20 protein-coding genes are annotated in these 19658 nt (G+C 58.6%); 19 read left to right on the top strand and 1 reads right to left on the bottom strand.

What is annotated here, in order from left to right; all coding sequences use genetic code 11:
• Positions 1-14: 14 nt before the first annotated feature.
• The 19 genes from JJN09_RS25920 to JJN09_RS25830 all read left to right on the top strand — a co-directional run bounded on the left by JJN09_RS25920 (position 15) and on the right by JJN09_RS25830 (position 18111).
• Complete coding sequence (locus JJN09_RS25920) at positions 15-812, top strand: ParA family protein (RefSeq protein ID WP_007954142.1); 798 nt, start codon at positions 15-17, stop codon at positions 810-812.
• A 9-nt stretch (positions 813-821) separates the two neighbouring features.
• Positions 822-1694, top strand: coding sequence for a ParB/RepB/Spo0J family partition protein (locus JJN09_RS25915; protein WP_064600630.1), 873 nt, complete (start codon positions 822-824; stop codon positions 1692-1694).
• Between the two features lie 148 nt (positions 1695-1842).
• Positions 1843-2250, top strand: a complete 408-nt coding sequence (locus JJN09_RS25910) for a F0F1 ATP synthase subunit I (RefSeq protein ID WP_186531261.1) — start codon at positions 1843-1845, stop codon at positions 2248-2250.
• A gap of 16 nt (positions 2251-2266) precedes the next feature.
• Entirely contained in the window at positions 2267-3136 is an 870-nt protein-coding gene (gene atpB, locus JJN09_RS25905) for a F0F1 ATP synthase subunit A (protein ID WP_093429553.1), read from the top strand.
• A 134-nt stretch (positions 3137-3270) separates the two neighbouring features.
• Complete coding sequence (gene atpE / locus JJN09_RS25900) at positions 3271-3528, top strand: F0F1 ATP synthase subunit C (protein ID WP_003097235.1); 258 nt, start codon at positions 3271-3273, stop codon at positions 3526-3528.
• A 58-nt stretch (positions 3529-3586) separates the two neighbouring features.
• The gene (locus JJN09_RS25895; RefSeq protein WP_003229781.1) at positions 3587-4057 is read left to right on the top strand and encodes a F0F1 ATP synthase subunit B; all 471 of its coding nucleotides are present in this window, start codon (positions 3587-3589) and stop codon (positions 4055-4057) included.
• 12 nt (positions 4058-4069) lie between these two features.
• Complete coding sequence (locus JJN09_RS25890; RefSeq protein WP_007911956.1) at positions 4070-4606, top strand: F0F1 ATP synthase subunit delta; 537 nt, start codon at positions 4070-4072, stop codon at positions 4604-4606.
• A gap of 21 nt (positions 4607-4627) precedes the next feature.
• Positions 4628-6172, top strand: a complete 1545-nt coding sequence (atpA, locus tag JJN09_RS25885) for a F0F1 ATP synthase subunit alpha (RefSeq protein WP_096822378.1) — start codon at positions 4628-4630, stop codon at positions 6170-6172.
• A 50-nt stretch (positions 6173-6222) separates the two neighbouring features.
• Positions 6223-7083, top strand: coding sequence for a F0F1 ATP synthase subunit gamma (gene atpG / locus JJN09_RS25880; protein WP_008084419.1), 861 nt, complete (start codon positions 6223-6225; stop codon positions 7081-7083).
• Between the two features lie 27 nt (positions 7084-7110).
• Positions 7111-8490, top strand: a complete 1380-nt coding sequence (gene atpD, locus JJN09_RS25875) for a F0F1 ATP synthase subunit beta (protein WP_249484326.1) — start codon at positions 7111-7113, stop codon at positions 8488-8490.
• A gap of 45 nt (positions 8491-8535) precedes the next feature.
• Entirely contained in the window at positions 8536-8961 is a 426-nt protein-coding gene (locus JJN09_RS25870; protein ID WP_007954164.1) for a F0F1 ATP synthase subunit epsilon, read from the top strand.
• 118 nt (positions 8962-9079) lie between these two features.
• On the top strand, positions 9080-10447 hold the full coding sequence (gene glmU / locus JJN09_RS25865) for a bifunctional UDP-N-acetylglucosamine diphosphorylase/glucosamine-1-phosphate N-acetyltransferase GlmU (RefSeq protein ID WP_249484325.1): 1368 nt from the start codon (positions 9080-9082) through the stop codon (positions 10445-10447).
• Positions 10448-10579: 132 nt separating this feature from the next.
• Positions 10580-11356, top strand: coding sequence for a DeoR/GlpR family DNA-binding transcription regulator (locus tag JJN09_RS25860; RefSeq protein ID WP_085713102.1), 777 nt, complete (start codon positions 10580-10582; stop codon positions 11354-11356).
• A gap of 2 nt (positions 11357-11358) precedes the next feature.
• Positions 11359-13191 (top strand): glutamine--fructose-6-phosphate transaminase (isomerizing), encoded by a 1833-nt coding sequence (gene glmS, locus JJN09_RS25855; RefSeq protein ID WP_249484324.1) that lies wholly within the window; start codon positions 11359-11361, stop codon positions 13189-13191.
• Between the two features lie 410 nt (positions 13192-13601).
• Positions 13602-14642: a urocanate hydratase gene (hutU, locus tag JJN09_RS25850; protein WP_302851922.1), complete on the top strand. Its 1041-nt coding sequence runs from the start codon at positions 13602-13604 to the stop codon at positions 14640-14642.
• Between the two features lie 494 nt (positions 14643-15136).
• A complete protein-coding gene (locus JJN09_RS25845; protein WP_249484323.1) occupies positions 15137-15802 on the top strand; it encodes an amino acid ABC transporter permease in 666 nt (221 codons plus the stop codon).
• A complete protein-coding gene (locus JJN09_RS25840) occupies positions 15783-16442 on the top strand; it encodes an amino acid ABC transporter permease (RefSeq protein WP_096821877.1) in 660 nt (219 codons plus the stop codon). Before JJN09_RS25845 ends, JJN09_RS25840 begins: the two co-directional genes overlap by 20 nt.
• Positions 16439-17236: an amino acid ABC transporter ATP-binding protein gene (locus JJN09_RS25835; RefSeq protein WP_249484322.1), complete on the top strand. Its 798-nt coding sequence runs from the start codon at positions 16439-16441 to the stop codon at positions 17234-17236. The genes JJN09_RS25840 and JJN09_RS25835 overlap by 4 nt, the downstream gene beginning before the upstream one ends.
• Positions 17233-18111, top strand: a complete 879-nt coding sequence (locus tag JJN09_RS25830; RefSeq protein WP_249484321.1) for a transporter substrate-binding domain-containing protein — start codon at positions 17233-17235, stop codon at positions 18109-18111. Before JJN09_RS25835 ends, JJN09_RS25830 begins: the two co-directional genes overlap by 4 nt.
• A gap of 251 nt (positions 18112-18362) precedes the next feature.
• Here the strand turns inward: JJN09_RS25830 and JJN09_RS25825 are convergent, their stop codons facing one another.
• Positions 18363-19523, bottom strand: a complete 1161-nt coding sequence (locus JJN09_RS25825; RefSeq protein ID WP_249484320.1) for an AAA family ATPase — start codon at positions 19521-19523, stop codon at positions 18363-18365.
• Positions 19524-19658 lie beyond the last annotated feature (135 nt).

The following is a 19658-nucleotide window of genomic DNA, read 5'->3' as shown; positions in this document are numbered from 1 at the left end:
GAACACAAGCAAGAATGGCTAAGGTATTCGCGATAGCGAACCAAAAGGGTGGTGTGGGCAAGACCACCACCTGCATCAACCTCGCAGCATCCCTGGTCGCGACCAAGCGCCGGGTGCTGTTGATCGATCTCGATCCACAGGGCAACGCCACCATGGGTAGCGGTGTGGATAAACATGGCCTGGAAAACTCGGTCTACGACCTGCTGATCGGCGAATGCGATCTGGCCCAGGCCATGCACTACTCCGAACACGGCGGTTATCAACTGCTGCCGGCCAACCGCGACCTGACGGCGGCCGAAGTGGTGCTGCTGGAAATGCAGATGAAGGAAAGCCGTCTGCGCAGCGCGCTGGCGCCGATCCGTGAAAACTACGATTACATTCTGATCGACTGCCCGCCGTCGCTGTCGATGCTCACGTTGAACGCACTGGTCGCCGCTGACGGGGTGATTATCCCCATGCAGTGCGAGTACTTTGCGCTCGAAGGTTTGAGCGACCTTGTGGATAACATCAAGCGCATCGCCGAACTGCTGAACCCGAACCTGAAAGTCGAGGGCCTGCTGCGGACCATGTACGACCCGCGCCTGAGCCTGATGAACGATGTATCGGCGCAGCTCAAGGAACACTTTGGTGATCAGCTGTACGACACGGTGATCCCGCGCAACATCCGCCTGGCCGAAGCCCCGAGCTACGGCATGCCGGCGCTGGCTTACGACAAGCAATCGCGTGGCGCGCTGGCCTATCTGGCCCTGGCAGGCGAGATGGTTCGCCGTCAGCGCAAAAATTCACGCATCGCCGCTGCTCAGCCAACTTAAGGAATCCCCATGGCCGTCAAGAAACGAGGTCTCGGACGAGGACTGGATGCACTGCTGAGCGGTCCGACTGTCAGCTCGCTGGAAGAACAAGCGGCGCAGGCAGACAGCCGTGAGTTGCAGCACCTTCCATTGGACCTGCTGCAACGCGGCAAGTATCAGCCACGCCGGGACATGGATCCGCAGGCGCTGGAAGAGCTGGCGCAGTCGATCAAGGCCCAGGGCGTAATGCAGCCGATTGTGGTTCGCCCGATTGGTGGTGGCCGCTTTGAAATCATCGCCGGTGAGCGTCGCTGGCGTGCAAGCCAGCAGGCCGGGCAGGAAACCATCCCGGCCATGGTCCGTGATGTGCCGGATGAAACCGCGATCGCGATTGCGCTGATCGAGAACATCCAGCGCGAAGACCTGAATCCGATCGAAGAGGCGGTGGCCCTGCAGCGTTTGCAGCAGGAATTCCAGCTCACCCAGCAACAGGTGGCCGAGGCTGTGGGTAAGTCCCGCGTCACCGTGGCCAACCTGTTGCGCCTGATTGCGCTGCCGGAAGTCATCAAGACCATGCTGTCCCACGGCGACCTGGAAATGGGCCATGCCCGTGCATTGCTCGGTCTGCCGGACAATCAGCAGGTGGAAGGGGCGCGACATGTTGTCGCACGCGGTCTTACCGTGCGCCAGACTGAAGCACTGGTTCGTCAGTGGTTGAGTGGCAAACCCGAGCCTGTCGAACCCTCCAAACCCGACCCGGATATCGCTCGCCTCGAGCAGCGTCTGGCTGAGCGCCTAGGCTCTGCGGTGCAGATTCGCCACGGGAAGAAGGGAAAGGGTCAGTTGGTGATCGGTTACAACTCCCTCGATGAGCTCCAGGGTGTGCTCGCACACATCCGCTGAAACAATTCCTCTTGTAGCGCGCAGTCGGAAATCACTACCTGACAGTTGAATAGGGGCAGAACCGCCCCTATACTCTGCGCGCATTTTGTCGGCACAAATTATGCCAAGTTATTGAATTTCGGCAGCCGACCATTGGAGAGCAATCGTGATGGAAACCCGCAAGCCAAACCGCCTGCCGTTCCATCGCCTGGCGGTTTTTCCGGTGTTAATGGCTCAATTTGTCGTTTTGCTGATTGCCGCTTTGGCGCTCTGGCAATGGCACGGAGTCGTTGCCGGATACTCGGGACTTTGCGGAGGCCTGATAGCCTTGCTGCCCAATGTTTATTTCGCTCACAAGGCATTTCGGTTTTCCGGCGCCCGAGCAGCCCAGTCCATCGTCCGGTCGTTCTACGCCGGCGAGGCAGGCAAATTGATTTTGACGGCAGTGCTGTTTGCACTGGTGTTTGCAGGTGTGAAGCCATTGGCGCCGATTGCTGTATTCGGTGCCTTCGTGCTGACTCAGTCGGTCAGCTGGTTCGCTCCCCTGCTGATGAGAACAAGACTTTCGAGACCTTAGGGCGTTTGAGGCAACCATGGCAGAAACAACCGCTTCGGGCTATATCCAGCACCACTTGCAGAACCTGACCTTCGGTCAGCTACCCAACGGCGGCTGGGGCTTTGCCCACACCGCAGCAGAAGCCAAGGAAATGGGCTTCTGGGCTTTCCACGTCGATACCCTCGGCTGGTCGGTCGCGCTGGGTCTGATTTTCGTTCTTCTTTTCCGCATGGCGGCCAAGAAGGCGACTTCCGGTCAGCCAGGTGCACTGCAGAACTTCGTTGAAGTGCTGGTCGAATTCGTCGATGGCAGCGTGAAAGACAGCTTCCATGGCCGTAGCCCGGTGATTGCACCGCTGGCACTGACCATCTTCGTCTGGGTGTTCCTGATGAACGCCGTCGACCTGGTACCGGTCGACTGGATTCCTCAGCTGGCCATCCTGATCACCGGCGACCACCACATCCCGTTCCGCGCCGTGTCGACTACCGACCCGAACGCGACCCTGGGCATGGCGTTCTCGGTTTTCGCACTGATCATTTTCTATAGCATCAAGGTCAAGGGCTTCGGCGGCTTCATCGGCGAGCTGACCCTGCACCCGTTCGGTAGCAAGAACATTTTTGTTCAGGCTCTGCTGATCCCGGTGAACTTCCTGTTGGAATTCGTGACCCTGATCGCCAAACCGATCTCTCTGGCTCTGCGTCTGTTCGGCAACATGTATGCCGGCGAGCTGGTGTTCATCCTGATCGCTGTGATGTTCGGCAGCGGCCTGCTCTGGCTGAGCGGCCTGGGCGTTGTCCTGCAGTGGGCGTGGGCTGTGTTCCACATCCTGATCATCACCCTGCAGGCGTTCATCTTCATGATGCTGACCATCGTTTACCTGTCGATGGCGCACGAAGAAAACCATTAAGACCAGTCTCGACTAGTCTGATGTCCTTCCCGGTAAAACGGGAAGGGGCTCCTCACGGGGCACCATGAAACGATTTGTTTTACCGCTTTAATCTAAAAAACCTAAACCATACGACGTAAAAGTCGGGAGGAAAGATGGAAACTGTAGTTGGTCTAACCGCTATCGCTGTTGCACTGTTGATCGGCCTGGGCGCACTGGGTACCGCAATTGGTTTCGGCCTGCTGGGCGGCAAGTTCCTGGAAGGCGCAGCGCGTCAGCCAGAAATGGTTCCAATGCTGCAAGTTAAAATGTTCATCGTTGCCGGTCTGCTCGACGCCGTAACCATGATCGGTGTTGGTATCGCTCTGTTCTTCACCTTTGCGAACCCGTTCGTTGGTCAAATCGCTGGCTAATCATTCGGATTTTCCGAGTGATTTGGTGTGATGGACAACGTAACTGCGAGGTGTTGGCGTGAACATTAATGCGACCCTGATTGGCCAGTCCGTTGCGTTCCTGATTTTTGTACTGTTCTGCATGAAGTATGTATGGCCTCCGGTCATCGCTGCTCTGCACGAACGTCAAAAGAAGATCGCTGATGGTCTGGACGCTGCCAGCCGTGCAGCTCGCGACCTGGAGTTGGCCCAAGAAAAAGCGGGTCAGCAACTGCGCGAAGCGAAAGCTCAGGCAGCTGAAATCATCGAGCAAGCCAAGAAACGCGGTAACCAGATTGTCGAAGAGGCCGTTGAAAAGGCCCGCGTCGACGCTGACCGTGTGAAGGTTCAGGCTCAAGCCGAGATCGAACAGGAACTGAACAGTGTCAAAGACAAGCTGCGCGCCCAAGTGGGCTTGCTGGCTGTCGGCGGCGCCGAGAAGATCCTGGGTGCCACAATCGATCAAAACGCGCACGCAGAGCTGGTTAACCAACTGGCTGCTGAAATCTAAGCGAGGGCGATCATGGCAGAACTGACCACGTTGGCCCGACCTTACGCTAAGGCGGCCTTCGAGCACGCTCAGGCCCACCAGCAACTGGCCAATTGGTCAGCCATGCTCGGCCTGGCTGCAGCGGTGTCGCAAGACGACACCATGCAGCGCGTGCTCAAGGCCCCGCGACTGACGAGCGCAGAAAAGGCCGCCACGTTCATTGACGTGTGCGGCGACAAGTTTGATGCCAAGGCACAGAACTTCATCAATGTCGTTGCCGAAAACGACCGTCTCCCGCTTCTGCCGGAGATTGCCGCTCTTTTCGACCTGTACAAGGCCGAACAAGAGAAATCGGTAGACGTTGAAGTGACCAGTGCTTTTGCATTGAACCAAGAACAGCAAGACAAACTCGCCAAGGTTCTCAGTGCACGACTCAACCGGGAAGTGCGCCTGCAAGTTGCGGAGGATGCTGCCCTTATAGGTGGTGTCGTTATCCGCGCCGGCGACCTGGTTATCGATGGCTCGATTCGCGGCAAAATCGCGAAACTTGCCGAAGCATTGAAATCTTGAGTTTGAAGGGGCAGCAGAGCAATGCAGCAACTCAATCCTTCCGAAATAAGTGAAATTATCAAGGGCCGCATCGACAAGCTCGATGTGACCTCCCAAGCCCGTAACGAAGGCACTGTCGTCAGCGTATCTGACGGTATCGTGCGGATTCACGGTCTGGCCGACGTCATGTACGGCGAGATGATCGAGTTTCCGGGCGGCGTCTACGGTATGGCCCTCAACCTGGAGCAAGACTCCGTAGGTGCTGTTGTATTGGGCTCCTACCAGTCTCTGGCTGAAGGCATGAGCGCCAAGTGCACCGGCCGCATCCTCGAAGTTCCGGTTGGTAAGGAACTGCTGGGTCGCGTTGTCGACGCACTGGGTAACCCGGTTGACGGCAAAGGTCCACTGAACAACACCTTGACCGACGCGGTCGAGAAAGTTGCTCCGGGCGTGATCTGGCGTAAGTCGGTAGACCAGCCTGTACAGACTGGCTACAAGGCTGTCGATGCCATGATCCCTGTCGGCCGTGGCCAGCGTGAGCTGATCATCGGTGACCGTCAGATCGGTAAGACCGCTCTGGCGATCGACGCGATCATCAACCAGAAAGACAGCGGCATTTTCTGCGTCTACGTTGCAATCGGTCAGAAACAATCGACCATCGCCAACGTGGTTCGCAAGCTGGAAGAAAACGGCGCTCTGGCCAACACGATCATCGTGGCTGCCAGTGCTTCGGAATCTCCTGCGCTGCAATTCCTGGCTCCGTACTCCGGTTGCACCATGGGTGAATTCTTCCGCGACCGCGGTGAAGACGCGCTGATCGTTTATGACGATCTGTCCAAGCAAGCAGTGGCTTACCGCCAGATTTCCCTGCTGCTGCGCCGTCCACCAGGCCGTGAAGCTTACCCAGGCGACGTGTTCTATCTCCACTCCCGTCTGCTGGAGCGCGCATCCCGCGTTTCGGAAGAGTACGTAGAGAAGTTCACCAACGGCGCAGTGACCGGCAAAACCGGTTCCCTGACCGCACTGCCGATCATCGAAACCCAGGCTGGCGACGTTTCCGCGTTCGTTCCGACCAACGTGATTTCCATCACCGACGGTCAGATCTTCCTGGAATCGGCCATGTTCAACTCGGGCATCCGCCCTGCAGTGAACGCCGGTGTTTCGGTATCCCGTGTGGGTGGTGCCGCTCAGACCAAGATCATCAAGAAGCTGTCCGGTGGTATCCGTACCGCTCTGGCTCAGTACCGTGAACTGGCGGCATTCGCCCAGTTCGCTTCTGACCTGGACGAAGCGACCCGTAAGCAACTTGAGCATGGTCAGCGCGTTACCGAGCTGATGAAGCAGAAGCAATACGCACCAATGTCGATCGCTGACATGGCGCTGTCGCTGTATGCCGCTGAGCGTGGGTTCCTGACTGACGTTGAAATCGCCAAGATCGGCAGCTTCGAACAAGCGCTGATTGCTTTCTTCAACCGCGATCACGCCGATTTGATGGCGAAGATCAACGTGAAGGGTGACTTCAATGACGAAATCGACGCTGGCATGAAAGCCGGTATCGAGAAGTTCAAGGCCACCCAAACCTGGTAAGCCGCAGCGGGAGCCGCAAGGCTCCCGCTTGCTAACCTGATAGGTGTTACATGGCAGGCGCAAAAGAGATTCGCAGTAAGATTGCGAGCATCAAAAGCACGCAAAAGATTACCAGCGCCATGGAAAAAGTGGCGGTCAGCAAAATGCGCAAGGCACAAATGCGCATGGCTGCTAGCCGTCCTTATGCGGAGCGTATCCGCCAGGTAATTGGGCATCTGGCCAACGCCAACCCGGAATACCGCCACCCGTTCATGATCGACCGCGCCATCAAGCGCGTTGGTTATGTCGTGGTGAGCAGTGACCGTGGTCTGTGCGGCGGCTTGAACACCAACCTGTTCAAGGCCCTGGTCAAGGACATGGCGGTAAACCGCGAAAACGGCGTCGAGATTGATCTGTGTGTCGTTGGTAGCAAGGGTGCGGCCTTTTTCCGTAACTTCGGCGGTAACGTCGTTGCAGCTATCAGCCACCTGGGTGAAGAGCCGTCGATCAATGATCTGATCGGCAGCGTCAAGGTGATGCTGGATGCTTATCTGGACGGCCGTATTGACCGCCTGTCCGTGGTGTCCAACAAGTTCATCAACACCATGACGCAACAGCCTACCGTGGAGCAGTTGATTCCATTGGTGGCAACCCCGGATCAAGACCTCAAGCACCACTGGGACTATCTCTACGAACCGGATGCCAAGGAGCTGCTGGATGGCTTGATGGTCCGTTACGTGGAGTCGCAGGTCTACCAGGCGGTGGTCGAGAACAACGCGGCTGAACAAGCTGCGCGGATGATCGCGATGAAGAACGCTACCGACAACGCCGGTGATTTGATCAGCGATTTGCAGCTGATCTACAACAAGGCGCGTCAGGCTGCGATCACCCAAGAGATCTCGGAAATCGTCGGCGGCGCTGCCGCGGTTTAACGGTTCAAATATTCAGAGGATCCAGCTATGAGTAGCGGACGTATCGTTCAAATCATCGGCGCCGTTATCGACGTGGAATTTCCACGCGACAGCGTACCGAGCATCTACAACGCGCTGAAAGTAGTGAGCGCGGCTGAAACCACTCTGGAAGTTCAGCAACAGCTGGGCGACGGCGTGGTTCGCACCATTGCGATGGGTTCCACCGAGGGCTTGAAGCGCGGTCTGGAAGTTACCGATTCTGGCGCGGCCATCTCCGTACCGGTCGGTAAAGCGACCCTGGGCCGGATCATGGACGTCCTCGGTAACCCGATCGACGAAGCTGGTCCGATCGACACCGACGAGCGTTGGGGCATTCACCGTCCAGCGCCTTCGTTCGCTGAACAGGCAGGCGGCAACGACCTGCTGGAAACCGGCATCAAGGTTATCGACCTGGTTTGCCCGTTTGCAAAAGGCGGTAAAGTCGGTCTGTTCGGTGGTGCCGGTGTAGGCAAAACCGTAAACATGATGGAACTGATCCGTAACATCGCCATCGAGCACAGCGGTTATTCCGTGTTCGCCGGTGTGGGTGAGCGTACTCGTGAGGGTAACGACTTCTACCACGAGATGAAGGACTCCAACGTTCTGGACAAAGTGGCACTGGTTTACGGTCAGATGAACGAGCCGCCGGGAAACCGTCTGCGCGTAGCACTGACCGGCCTGACCATGGCCGAGAAGTTCCGTGACGAAGGTAACGACGTTCTGCTGTTCGTTGACAACATCTATCGTTACACCCTGGCCGGTACTGAAGTATCCGCACTGCTGGGCCGTATGCCTTCGGCAGTAGGTTACCAGCCGACCCTGGCTGAAGAGATGGGCGTTCTGCAAGAACGTATCACTTCGACCAAGGAAGGTTCGATCACCTCGATCCAAGCGGTATACGTACCTGCGGACGACTTGACCGACCCGTCGCCAGCGACCACGTTTGCTCACTTGGACGCCACCGTCGTTCTGTCCCGTGACATCGCTTCCCTGGGTATCTACCCAGCGGTAGACCCACTGGACTCGACTTCGCGTCAGCTGGACCCGAACGTGATCGGCAACGATCACTACGAGACCGCTCGCGGCGTTCAGTACGTGCTGCAGCGTTACAAAGAGCTGAAGGACATCATCGCGATCCTGGGTATGGACGAGCTGTCGGAAGCCGACAAGCAGTTGGTAAACCGTGCTCGTAAGATCCAGCGCTTCTTGTCGCAGCCGTTCTTCGTGGCTGAAGTCTTCACCGGTGCTTCGGGTAAATACGTTTCCCTGAAAGACACCATTGCTGGCTTCAAAGGCATCCTCAACGGTGACTACGACCACCTGCCAGAACAAGCGTTCTACATGGTTGGCGGCATCGAAGAAGCGATCGAGAAAGCCAAGAAACTGTAATCCCGGCGCCCGGCAACGGGCGCTCATTTAGGTTGAGGCAATCAGATGGCTATGACAGTCCATTGCGATATCGTCAGCGCGGAAGGAGAAATCTTTTCCGGCCTGGTCGAGATGGTGATTGCGCACGGTGCTCTGGGTGATCTTGGTATCGCTCTGGGCCACGCGCCGCTGATCACGAATCTCAAGCCGGGTCCGATCCGCCTGATCAAGCAAGGCGGGGAAGCCGAGGTGTTTTACATCTCCGGTGGTTTCCTCGAGGTTCAGCCGAACATGGTCAAGGTGCTTGCCGATACCGTGCAACGTGCCGCCGACCTGGATGAAGCTCAGGCTCAAGCAGCTCTCAAGGCTGCCGAAGCTGCTCTGCATGAGAAGAGCGCAGATTTCGACTACGGAGCTGCGTCCGCACGACTGGCCGAGGCTGCAGCTCAGCTGCGCACCGTCCAGCAGATCCGCAAGAAGTTTGGCGGTTAATCCGTCAGCCACTTGTTGTGCGATTGTTAAAAAAGGGTAGCCTCGGCTACCCTTTTTTCTTTTCCGACTTTCAAAAACCCGGTCGCAGTTGCTGACCACCCAGGATTGGTAGCCAGTCATGTCTCTTGAAATCGTTATCCTCGCGGCCGGTCAAGGCACCCGTATGCGTTCGGCACTGCCGAAAGTGCTGCACCCGATTGCCGGTGACTCGATGCTCGGCCATGTTATCCACAGCGCCCGTCAACTTGATCCACAGCGCATTCACGTCGTCATCGGCCATGGCGCCGATGTGGTGCGCGAGCGGCTGGCCGCCGATGATCTCAATTTTGTCCTGCAGGACAAGCAGTTGGGCACCGGCCATGCGACTGCCCAGGCTGTGCCGTTCATCACCGCCGATACCGTTCTGATTCTCTACGGTGACGTGCCGCTGATCGAAGTCGAAACCCTGCAGCGTCTGCTCAAGCACGTTGTGCCAGGGCAGATGGGGTTGTTGACCGTCGAACTGGACGACCCGACCGGTTATGGCCGCATAGTGCGTGATGCCAGCGGCAAGGTCGCGGCGATTGTCGAGCACAAGGACGCCAGCGAAGCACAACGCGCGATCACCGAAGGCAATACCGGCATTCTCGCGGTGCCTGCCAGCCATCTGGCTGACTGGATGGGGCGTCTGTCGAACAACAACGCCCAAGGCGAGTATTACCTGACCGACGTGATTGAAATGGCAGTCGGTGATGGCCTGGTGGTTGCCACCGAACAACCTCACGACCCGATGGAAGTGCAGGGCGCCAATGATCGTAAACAACTGTCCGAGCTGGAGCGCCACTATCAGTTGCGCGCTGGCCGTCACCTGATGGCTCAGGGCGTAACCCTGCGCGATCCGGCGCGGTTCGATTTGCGTGGTGAAGTAACCGTCGGTCGCGATGTGCTGATCGACATCAACGTCATTCTCGAAGGCAAGGTTGTCATCGAAGACGACGTGGTGATCGGCCCGAACTGCGTGATCAAAGACAGCACCCTGCGCAAAGGCGTGGTGATCAAGGCCAACAGTCATATTGAAGGCGCGGTACTGGGTGAAGGCAGCGATGCCGGCCCGTTTGCACGCCTGCGTCCGGGCACCGTGCTGGAGGCCCGCGCTCATGTGGGTAACTTCGTCGAACTGAAAAACGCCCATATGGGCGAAGGCGCCAAGGCTGGACACCTGACTTATCTGGGCGACGCCGAAATCGGTGCCCGCACCAACATCGGCGCCGGTACCATCACCTGCAACTACGATGGCGCCAACAAGTGGAAAACCGTGTTGGGCGAAGATGTGTTCATCGGCTCCAACAACTCGCTGGTCGCGCCTGTGGATATCTCAGCGGGTGCAACCACCGCAGCCGGTTCGACCATCACCCAGAACGTGGATAACGCTCAGTTGGCGGTGGGCCGTGCGCGGCAGAAGAACATCGATGGCTGGAAGCGGCCGGAGAAGATCAAGAAGAGCTGAGTTATCCACAGCGCTTCAATTCAAAGGATCGCTGCCCACGGGCAGCGATTTTTTTTCATCCCCGTCTTGACGGGTTTGCTGCGATAGGTTTTGATTGCTTTCATTATCTTTCGAATCGAAACTTAGCGCGCTATGTCGAAACGCAATACACCCCAACGTCGCCACAACATTCTGGCCTTGCTCAACGAGCAGGGCGAAGTCAGTGTCGACGAGCTCGCCAAGCGTTTCGAAACCTCGGAAGTTACGATTCGCAAGGATCTGGCCGCGCTGGAAAGCCATGGTCTGTTGCTGCGCCGTTATGGCGGAGCGATCACCATGCCCCAGGAACTGGTGGCCGACGTCAGCCAGAACGTTTCCAAATACAAACAGGCGATTGCCCGCGCTGCGGTAACACGCATTCGCGAGCACGCCCGCATCATCATCGACAGCGGCAGTACCACGGCCGCGATGATTCCCGAGCTCGGCCAGCAGCCGGGTCTGGTGGTGATGACCAACTCCCTGCACGTCGCCAACGCCCTGAGCGAACTCGAACATGAACCTGTCCTGCTGATGACCGGTGGCACCTGGGATCCCCATTCGGAATCCTTTCAGGGCCAGGTCGCCGAGCAGGTACTACGCTCTTACGACTTTGATCAATTGTTCATCGGTGCCGACGGCATCGATCTGGTGCGTGGCACCACCACCTTCAATGAATTGCTCGGCCTGAGCCGGGTGATGGCGGAAGTGGCGCGGGAAGTGATCGTGATGGTCGAGGCCGACAAGATCGGCCGCAAGATTCCAAACCTGGAGCTGCCATGGAGCAGTGTCCATACCCTAATCACCGATGATCGCCTGCCGCAGGAGGCACGGGATCAGATTCAGGCTCGCGGTATCAATTTGATTTGCGCGACGGTCAGTCAGGAGAAATAAGCATGTGTGGAATTGTCGGCGCGGTAGCTGAACGTAATATCACCGCCATCCTGGTCGAGGGCCTCAAGCGTCTCGAATACCGGGGTTATGACAGTGCCGGTGTGGCGGTGTACACCAATGACGGCACGCTGGAACGCACCCGTCGTGTCGGCAAGGTCAGCGAACTGGACACGGCCCTTGCTGAACATCCGCTGATTGGCCGTCTCGGTATCGCCCACACCCGCTGGGCAACCCATGGTGCGCCGAGCGAACGCAATGCGCACCCGCATTTCTCTGGCAACGTCGCGGTGGTGCACAACGGCATCATCGAAAACCATGAGGCGCTGCGTGAGCAACTCAAGGCGCAGGGTTATGTGTTCTCTTCCGACACCGACACCGAAGTCATCGCCCACCTGCTGACCGAAAAACTCAAGGCGCTGCCGGACCTGTCCGACGCCCTGAAGGCAACGGTCAAGGAACTGCATGGCGCCTACGGTCTGGCGGTTATCCACGCGCTGCAACCGGATCGCCTGGTCGCGGCTCGCAGCGGCAGCCCACTGGTGATCGGCCTGGGCCTGGGCGAGAACTTCCTCGCTTCCGACCAATTGGCCCTGCGTCAGGTCACCGACCGTTTCATGTACCTGGAAGAGGGCGATATCGCCGAAATCCAGCGTGACAAGGTGCAGATCTGGGACGTGACCGGCAAAGCCGTCGAGCGCCAGACCGTGCAGTACACCGACGGTGCTGAAGCTGCCGACAAAGGCGAGTTCCGCCACTACATGCTCAAGGAAATCCACGAGCAGCCATCCGTGGTGCAACGCACGCTGGAAGGTCGATTGAGCTCGGACCAAGTGCTGGTACAGGCGTTCGGCCCGCAAGCCGCCGAACTGTTCGCCAAAGTGCGCAATGTACAGATCGTTGCGTGCGGCACCAGTTACCACGCCGGCATGGTTGCCCGTTACTGGCTCGAAGAGCTGGCGGGGATTCCGTGTCAGGTCGAAGTTGCCAGTGAGTTCCGCTACCGCAAGGTGGTGGTGCAGCCGGACACACTGTTCGTCACCATTTCCCAGTCCGGCGAAACCGCCGACACCCTGGCCGCCCTGCGCAACGCCAAGGAATTGGGTTTCCTTGGCAGCCTGGCGATCTGCAACGTCGGCATCAGTTCGCTGGTGCGCGAATCCGACCTGACCCTGCTGACTCAGGCCGGCCGCGAAATCGGCGTGGCCTCGACCAAAGCGTTCACCACACAACTGGTCGGCCTGCTGCTGTTGACCCTGTCCCTGGGCCAGGTCCGCGGCACTCTGGAAAAAGGTGTTGAAGCCCGACTGGTAGAAGAATTGCGTCGCCTGCCAACTCGCTTGGGCGAAGCGCTGGCTATGGACAGCACCGTGGAAAAAATCGCCGAACTGTTCGCCGACAAGAACCACACCCTGTTCCTCGGTCGCGGCGCGCAATACCCGGTAGCGATGGAAGGGGCCCTGAAACTCAAGGAAATCTCGTACATCCACGCCGAAGCCTATCCTGCCGGCGAACTGAAGCATGGTCCTCTGGCGCTTGTGGATAACGACATGCCGGTGGTCACCGTGGCGCCGAACAACGAACTGCTCGAGAAGCTCAAGTCCAATCTGCAGGAAGTCCGCGCCCGTGGCGGCGAACTGATCGTGTTCGCTGACGAGAAGGCCGGGATGACCAACGGCGAAGGCACCCACGTGGTGCAGATGCCGCACATCCACGACATCCTGTCGCCGATCCTCTACACCATTCCGCTGCAACTGCTGTCGTACTACGTCGCTGTGCTCAAAGGCACCGACGTGGATCAGCCGCGCAACCTGGCGAAGTCGGTCACCGTCGAATAAGTTATCCACATGGGTAACCCGCAATAACCGGTCATAGCCTGGAGTCCCCTTGGGGTCTCCAGGCTGTGGCATTTTCCCCACTTTTTGTTACCGAACACCCCAGCGAGGCGCAACGCCACGTTTCTGTAACCGTCTCCCGCCGCTCAAAACAATCCCTGCAAAAAAGCTGAAATACGCTGCAACCCTTGATTTTGGCGCTCTCCAGCCATGTCTGCGGTTCTTGTTGGATAGCTTCTCAGCAAGTTGGCCGTTCAATTGCATATGCTTGTATGTACAAGTAAAGACGTATGCATACGAGTTGAACAAAACTCCGCATCACGTCCACTGATTCGCTTGTCGCGCATTGAAGCGCACAAGCCGCTTGCCCATCGCCAGGGTTGGTTTGAATTGATCGCTGAGGAGTCTTTTTCGTGACTGACAATGCCCATAAACCTACAAAGTATCGTGACGTCGAAATCCGCGCCGCACGCGGTAACAAGCTGACCGCCAAGAGCTGGCTGACTGAAGCGCCGCTGCGCATGCTGATGAACAACCTCGACCCGGAAGTGGCCGAGAACCCGAAAGAGCTGGTGGTCTACGGGGGCATCGGTCGCGCCGCGCGTAACTGGGAATGCTACGACAAGATCGTCGAAAGTCTGACCAACCTGAACGACGACGAGACCCTGCTGGTGCAATCCGGCAAACCGGTCGGCGTGTTCAAGACCCACAGCAATGCCCCGCGCGTGCTGATCGCCAACTCCAACCTGGTGCCGCACTGGGCGACCTGGGAACACTTCAACGAACTCGACGCCAAAGGCCTGGCGATGTACGGCCAGATGACCGCCGGCAGTTGGATCTACATCGGCAGCCAGGGCATCGTCCAGGGCACTTACGAAACCTTCGTCGAGGCCGGTCGCCAACATTACGATTCCAACCTCAAGGGCCGCTGGGTCCTGACCGCCGGCCTGGGCGGCATGGGTGGCGCCCAGCCATTGGCCGCGACCCTGGCCGGTGCCTGCTCGCTGAACATCGAATGCCAGCAGGTCAGCATCGATTTCCGCCTGAAAAGCCATTACGTCGACGAGCAAGCCAAAGACCTCGACGACGCGCTGGCGCGTATCACCAAGTACACCAAGGAAGGCAAGGCGATCTCCATCGCGCTGCTGGGTAACGCTGCGGAAATCCTCCCGGAACTGGTCCGTCGCGGCGTGCGCCCGGACATGGTCACCGACCAGACCAGCGCCCACGACCCGCTCAACGGCTACCTGCCGGCCGGCTGGACCTGGGACGAATACCGCGCCCGCGCCAAGACCGAACCAGCTGCGGTGATCAAGGCCGCCAAGCAATCGATGGCGGTGCACGTCAAGGCGATGCTGATGTCTCCGAACACCTGTCCACCATGTCTCCGGTACATACACTCCCGGAGGGAGAGGGGACTGATTGGGGGATGCTGTAGAGATACGCCGACCTGATTATTCTTCACCGAATCCATAATCGGCTCGGTTTTTCAGGTCGATGTCTGTCGAAAGACAACTCTGTCGACTCCCTCTCCCAGGGGGAGAGGGCTGGGGTGAGGGGGCTTTTCGCGTTTGATCTACGCGGTGTGTTTCAACGCTCTGCGCAAAGCCACCAGCCATTTCACGAAATCCTGCGGATCCAGTCGCTGCGGCACTTTTACGTCCATGTTCTCTTCCTTGTTATGGGGTTCGGCCGGGGGAGTCTGGCCAAAAGCTGTTCGTCCTTGGAGGGCTTCGATGAAAAAAAGATCCGTCCTACAGCGCTGGGGACAATAGCCTTCCTCCTTCTTCCCGGCAAACCCGACGATTAGTTTTTTGCGTGATATCAATATGCTTTAACGGTATTTAAATTCTTCTTTTTATACCTTTAAAGTCGGTGCCTGCCGGGCAGCTATCCGCTGCCCATGGACTGCACCATCGTCGCTTACCGAGCGGCGTCAGGATGTTTCATGAACTTCGATTTCGCATTTATCCTCAGCACCCTGCCGGCGTTTTTAAAAGCCGTGGGCGTGACGCTGCAGGTCGGTTTGATCGCCATCGGCACCTCGCTGCTGGTGGCGTTGCTCAATGCGACGATTCTGGTGTTTCGCACCCCTTACCTGCAGAAGCTGGTCGGGCTGTATGTGGAGCTGGCGCGCAACACGCCACTGCTGATCCAGTTGTTCTTCGTCTACTTCGCCTTGCCGGCACTGGGGGTCAAGGTTTCCGGTTTCACGGCGGCGATCATCACCATGACTTTCCTCGGCGGCGCCTACCTGACAGAAGTGCTGCGCGCCGGCGTCGATGCGGTGCCCCAGGCGCAACTGGAGTCGGGCCGTTCCATTGGCCTGTCCCATGGCCAGTTGCTGCGCTACGTGATCCTGCCGCAAGCCGGGATCCTCAGCCTGCCGTCGCTGTTCGCCAATTTCATTTTCCTGCTCAAGGAGACCACCGTGGTCTCGGCCGTGGCGGTGCCGGAGATTCTCTACACCACCAAGAGCTATATCGCGCTCTACTACAAAACCTACGAAATGCTCGCCGTGCTGACGCTGATCTGCGTGCTGTTGTTCCTGCCGCTGTCGCTGCTGTTGAGCCGTCTGGAAAGGAGGCTCCAGCATGGCCAGTTCGGGTCTTGAACTGCTCTGGGTGTCGTTGCCGCAACTGGCAAAAGGCGCCGGGCAAACCCTGTCGATCTCGTTCCTGAGCATCGCCATCAGCACTGTCGGCGGCGTGCTCTACGGCGTGCTGCGCACGCTCAACGTGACGTGGCTGAACGCGGTGTTGCGGATCTATCTGGAGCTGTTCCGAGCGATTCCGGTGCTGGTCTGGTTGTACCTGCTGTTTTTTGGCCTGCCGATTTTCTTTGGCCTGAGCCTGCCGAGCTTCTGGTGCGCGGTGCTGGTGCTGTCGCTGTGGGGCGCCAGTGAGGTCGGCGAAGTGGCGCGCGGTGCTCTGCATTCGTTGCCGCGCGGGCAGCGTGAGGCGGGGCTGTCGATCGGCCTGAACGCGGCGCAGCTCTACGGCTACGTGCTGTTGCCCCAGGCGCTGAAACGCATGACGCCACCGACCATCAACGTCTACACACGGATCATCAAGACCAGTTCGCTGGCGGTGCTGATCGGCGTGGTGGACGTGATCAAGGTCGGCCAGCAAATCATCGAGCGCACCTACGAATCGGTGCTGATCTACGGCGCGCTGTTCCTGTTTTTCTTTTTCATCTGCTACCCGCTGTCGGCCGCCTCGCGCGTGCTGGAGCGGCGCTGGACGCAAGCATGAGTGCATTGATCGAGTTTCAGGGCTTCAACAAATTCTTCGGCGAACATCAGGTGCTCAAGGGCATCGACCTGCAAGTGAAATCCGGCGAAGTCATCGTCATTCTTGGCCCCAGCGGCTGCGGAAAAAGCACCCTGCTGCGTTGCCTCAATGGTCTGGAAACCGCCCACAGCGGCCACCTGAAATTCGCCGGGCGCGAGCTGCTGGACAAGGCCACCGACTGGCGTGAAGTCCGTCAGCAGATCGGCATGGTGTTCCAGAGTTATCACCTGTTCCCGCACATGAGCGTGCTCGACAACTTGCTGCTCGGCCCACTCAAAGTGCAGAAGCGCGAACGCCGCGAAGCACGGCAACAAGCCGAAGCGCTGCTTGAACGCGTCGGCCTGCTGGACAAGCGCGATGCCTTTCCCCGGCAACTGTCCGGTGGTCAGCAGCAACGCATCGCCATCGTCCGTTCGTTGTGCATGAACCCACGGGTCATGCTCTTCGATGAAGTCACCGCCGCCCTCGACCCGGAGATGGTCAAGGAAGTGCTGGAAGTGATTCAGGGCCTGGCCCGCGAAGGCATGACCCTGTTGATCGTCACTCACGAAATGGCCTTCGCCCGCGCGGTGGCCGATCGCATCGTGTTCATGGATGCCGGGCGCATCCTTGAACAGAACCCGCCCGAGCTTTTCTTTACGAACCCGCAAACCGCACGCGCGCAGCAGTTCCTGGAGAAGTTCTCCTACGTTGAAGCCCTGCCTTCAACGACTTCGCCCAAAACGACTCAAACCAAGGAACTGGAACTGCCATGAAAACTGCCAAAGCCCTATTTGCTTTACCGCTGATCAGCCTCGCGTTGCTGGCCGGCTGCAACAAGACCGAAGAACCGGCCAAGCCGAAAGTCGCCAGCGAAAGCACCGCACCGGCTGGTTATCTGGACAAGATCAAGGCCCGCGACAAACTGATCGTCGGCGTGTTCACCGACAAACCGCCGTTCGGTTTCGTCAATGAAGCCGGTCGCTATGTCGGCTTCGATACCGACATCGGCCGCCAATTCGCCAAGGATCTGCTGGGCGATGAAAACAAGGTCGAATTCGTGGCCGTGGAACCGGCGAGCCGCATTCCGTTTCTGCAAAGCGACAAGGTCGACCTGATCCTCGCCAACATGACCGTGACCCCGGAGCGCAAGGAAGCGGTGGAATTCACCAACCCGAACCTCAAGGTCGCGGTGCAGGCTCTGGTGCCGCAGAGCAGCGAAGTGAAAAAACTGGACGACCTGGCGACCCGCACCACGATCGTTACCACCGGCACCACCGCCGATATCTGGCTGACCAAGAATCACCCGGACTGGAAACTGCTGAAGTTCGAGAAAAACTCCGAGTCGCTGCAAGCCCTGGCCAACGGCCGTGGCGATGCTTACGCCCAGGACAATCTGGTGCTGTTCAGTTGGGCCAAGCAGAACCCGGGCTACCGCGTGCTGGATGAAAAACTCGGCGCCGAAGCCCCGATTGCACCGGCGGTGAAGAAGGGCAATATTGAACTGCGTGACTGGGTGAATACGGAGTTGGCCAAGCTTGGGGAAGAGAAATACCTGCTCAAGCTGTATGACCAATATGTGCGTAAAGAGCTGAGTGATGACACCAAGCCTGAGAGTGTGATTGTTGAGGGTGGGAAGTGGCAGGGCTAATCGTCTGATAGTCCGCAGTGAACCCTCGCCCTCACCCCAGCCCTCCCGAAACGTCGGACCGCCCGGAGGGAGAGGGAGCCGATCGAGGTGTTTTGAGAGTTACATCGACCTGAAATATCGAGTCGATTATGGATTCGGCACAGCTAGATCAGGTCGGTGGAGTTCTGAAGCATCCCCCAATCAGTCCCCTCTCCCTTCGGGAGAGGGCTGGGCGGGCGGCGTTCCGATGAGGGGGCTCTTGGCTGGCACACCTAATCTGGCCAATTCCACGCCGGCTCATCCAGCATCCTCTGCCCGACAACCCCCGTCTGCCCCAGCGTCTTCTCCAGCACGATGCAATTGCATTCCTCATCTTCCTGCAACGCCGAAATCAATCGCCGTGCGTGTGAAACCACCCACACCTGACACTCCTGAGACGCGCGAATGATCAACCGCGCGAGCGCCGGCAACAGGTCCGGGTGCAGACTGGTCTCCGGTTCGTTCAGCACCATCAGCGAAGGCGGGCGTGGCGTCAGCAGCGCCGCGATCAGCAGCAGATAACGCAGCGTGCCGTCTGACAACTCGGCCGCCGATAGCGGTCGCAATAACCCTTCCTGAAAAAACTCGATGGCAAAGCGTCCGCCGTGCAGCGGCGCAATGTTCAGCCTTGCGCCAGGAAAAGCATCGCTGATCGCCGTCTGCAATGCCTCGGGATCGCCAATCTCGATGATGGTGCGCAACGCCGCCGCCAGGTCACGGCCGTCGTGATGCAGCACCGGCGTGCGCGTGCCCAGTTGTGGCTGGCGCACCGGAGCGTCGGCGTCGCTGCGAAAGTGATCGTAGAAGCGCCAGCGGCGGATGAACTCGCGCATCTGGAACACTTCCGGCGAGGTGCGCAGGCTGCCGACCTGATCGAACAGGCTGTCGAAGTTCGGCGTGTGCTGTGCCAGCACGTCCCAACTGCGACCCTCGCGGGTACGGATCATCGGACCGTCGCGATCCACCAGCAGACTGGCCGGACGATAGAGCGGCCCGGCCCAGATGCATTCCTTTTTGATTTCCGGGTCGAGGGAAAAGAACGAGAGGCTCGGCTCGGGTAACCCCAACGCAATCGAATAGCTGAAATCCTCCCCGGCAAACCCCAGCCGTAGTCGTTTCACGCCTTGGCGGACCGTCGACTGAATCGGCACTTCACCGTTGCGCATGCGCCGGCTGATGGTTTCCGGCCCGGCCCAGAATGTCGATTCCAGCCCGCCTTCGCGGGCCAGCGCATTGACCACGCCGCCCTGAGCAGTTTCCGCCAGCAGCCGCAGCGCCCGGTAAAGGTTGGATTTGCCGCTGCCGTTGGGGCCGGTGATGAGGTTCAGCCGACCCAGCGGAATCACCAATTTATTGATCGAGCGGTAATTGGCTACCGCGAGGGTCTTGAGCATGAAAATCCTTCCTGGATGCCCTGAAATCCGGGTCAGGATACCCGTTGCACATAAATGCATATATCGCACGGACGAAGGTTGAACCCTGTTCTAAGCTCACAGTCGTATCGTCACTTGCACGTTCGTACACAGGAA

Origin of the sequence: Pseudomonas sp. HS6 (assembly GCF_023375815.1) — a bacterium.
Lineage (GTDB): Bacteria > Pseudomonadota > Gammaproteobacteria > Pseudomonadales > Pseudomonadaceae > Aquipseudomonas.
This window is presented reverse-complemented; position numbering and strand designations above follow the sequence as displayed.

Bases quoted from the DNA above. Each gene is read 5' to 3' on its own strand.
- glmS (WP_249484324.1), top strand. From the start codon at position 11,359: ATGTGTGGAATTGTCGGCGCGGTAGCTGAACGTAATATCACCGCCATC.
- JJN09_RS25920 (WP_007954142.1), top strand. From the start codon at position 15: ATGGCTAAGGTATTCGCGATAGCGAACCAAAAGGGTGGTGTGGGCAAG.
- JJN09_RS25915 (WP_064600630.1), top strand. From the start codon at position 822: ATGGCCGTCAAGAAACGAGGTCTCGGACGAGGACTGGATGCACTGCTG.
- JJN09_RS25860 (WP_085713102.1), top strand. From the start codon at position 10,580: ATGTCGAAACGCAATACACCCCAACGTCGCCACAACATTCTGGCCTTG.
- JJN09_RS25870 (WP_007954164.1), top strand. From the start codon at position 8,536: ATGGCTATGACAGTCCATTGCGATATCGTCAGCGCGGAAGGAGAAATC.
- JJN09_RS25830 (WP_249484321.1), top strand. From the start codon at position 17,233: ATGAAAACTGCCAAAGCCCTATTTGCTTTACCGCTGATCAGCCTCGCG.
- JJN09_RS25825 (WP_249484320.1), bottom strand. From the start codon at position 19,523: ATGCTCAAGACCCTCGCGGTAGCCAATTACCGCTCGATCAATAAATTG.
- atpE (WP_003097235.1), top strand. From the start codon at position 3,271: ATGGAAACTGTAGTTGGTCTAACCGCTATCGCTGTTGCACTGTTGATC.
- atpA (WP_096822378.1), top strand. From the start codon at position 4,628: ATGCAGCAACTCAATCCTTCCGAAATAAGTGAAATTATCAAGGGCCGC.
- atpG (WP_008084419.1), top strand. From the start codon at position 6,223: ATGGCAGGCGCAAAAGAGATTCGCAGTAAGATTGCGAGCATCAAAAGC.
- JJN09_RS25835 (WP_249484322.1), top strand. From the start codon at position 16,439: ATGAGTGCATTGATCGAGTTTCAGGGCTTCAACAAATTCTTCGGCGAA.
- atpB (WP_093429553.1), top strand. From the start codon at position 2,267: ATGGCAGAAACAACCGCTTCGGGCTATATCCAGCACCACTTGCAGAAC.
- atpD (WP_249484326.1), top strand. From the start codon at position 7,111: ATGAGTAGCGGACGTATCGTTCAAATCATCGGCGCCGTTATCGACGTG.
- JJN09_RS25840 (WP_096821877.1), top strand. From the start codon at position 15,783: ATGGCCAGTTCGGGTCTTGAACTGCTCTGGGTGTCGTTGCCGCAACTG.
- glmU (WP_249484325.1), top strand. From the start codon at position 9,080: ATGTCTCTTGAAATCGTTATCCTCGCGGCCGGTCAAGGCACCCGTATG.
- JJN09_RS25910 (WP_186531261.1), top strand. From the start codon at position 1,843: ATGGAAACCCGCAAGCCAAACCGCCTGCCGTTCCATCGCCTGGCGGTT.
- JJN09_RS25845 (WP_249484323.1), top strand. From the start codon at position 15,137: ATGAACTTCGATTTCGCATTTATCCTCAGCACCCTGCCGGCGTTTTTA.
- JJN09_RS25890 (WP_007911956.1), top strand. From the start codon at position 4,070: ATGGCAGAACTGACCACGTTGGCCCGACCTTACGCTAAGGCGGCCTTC.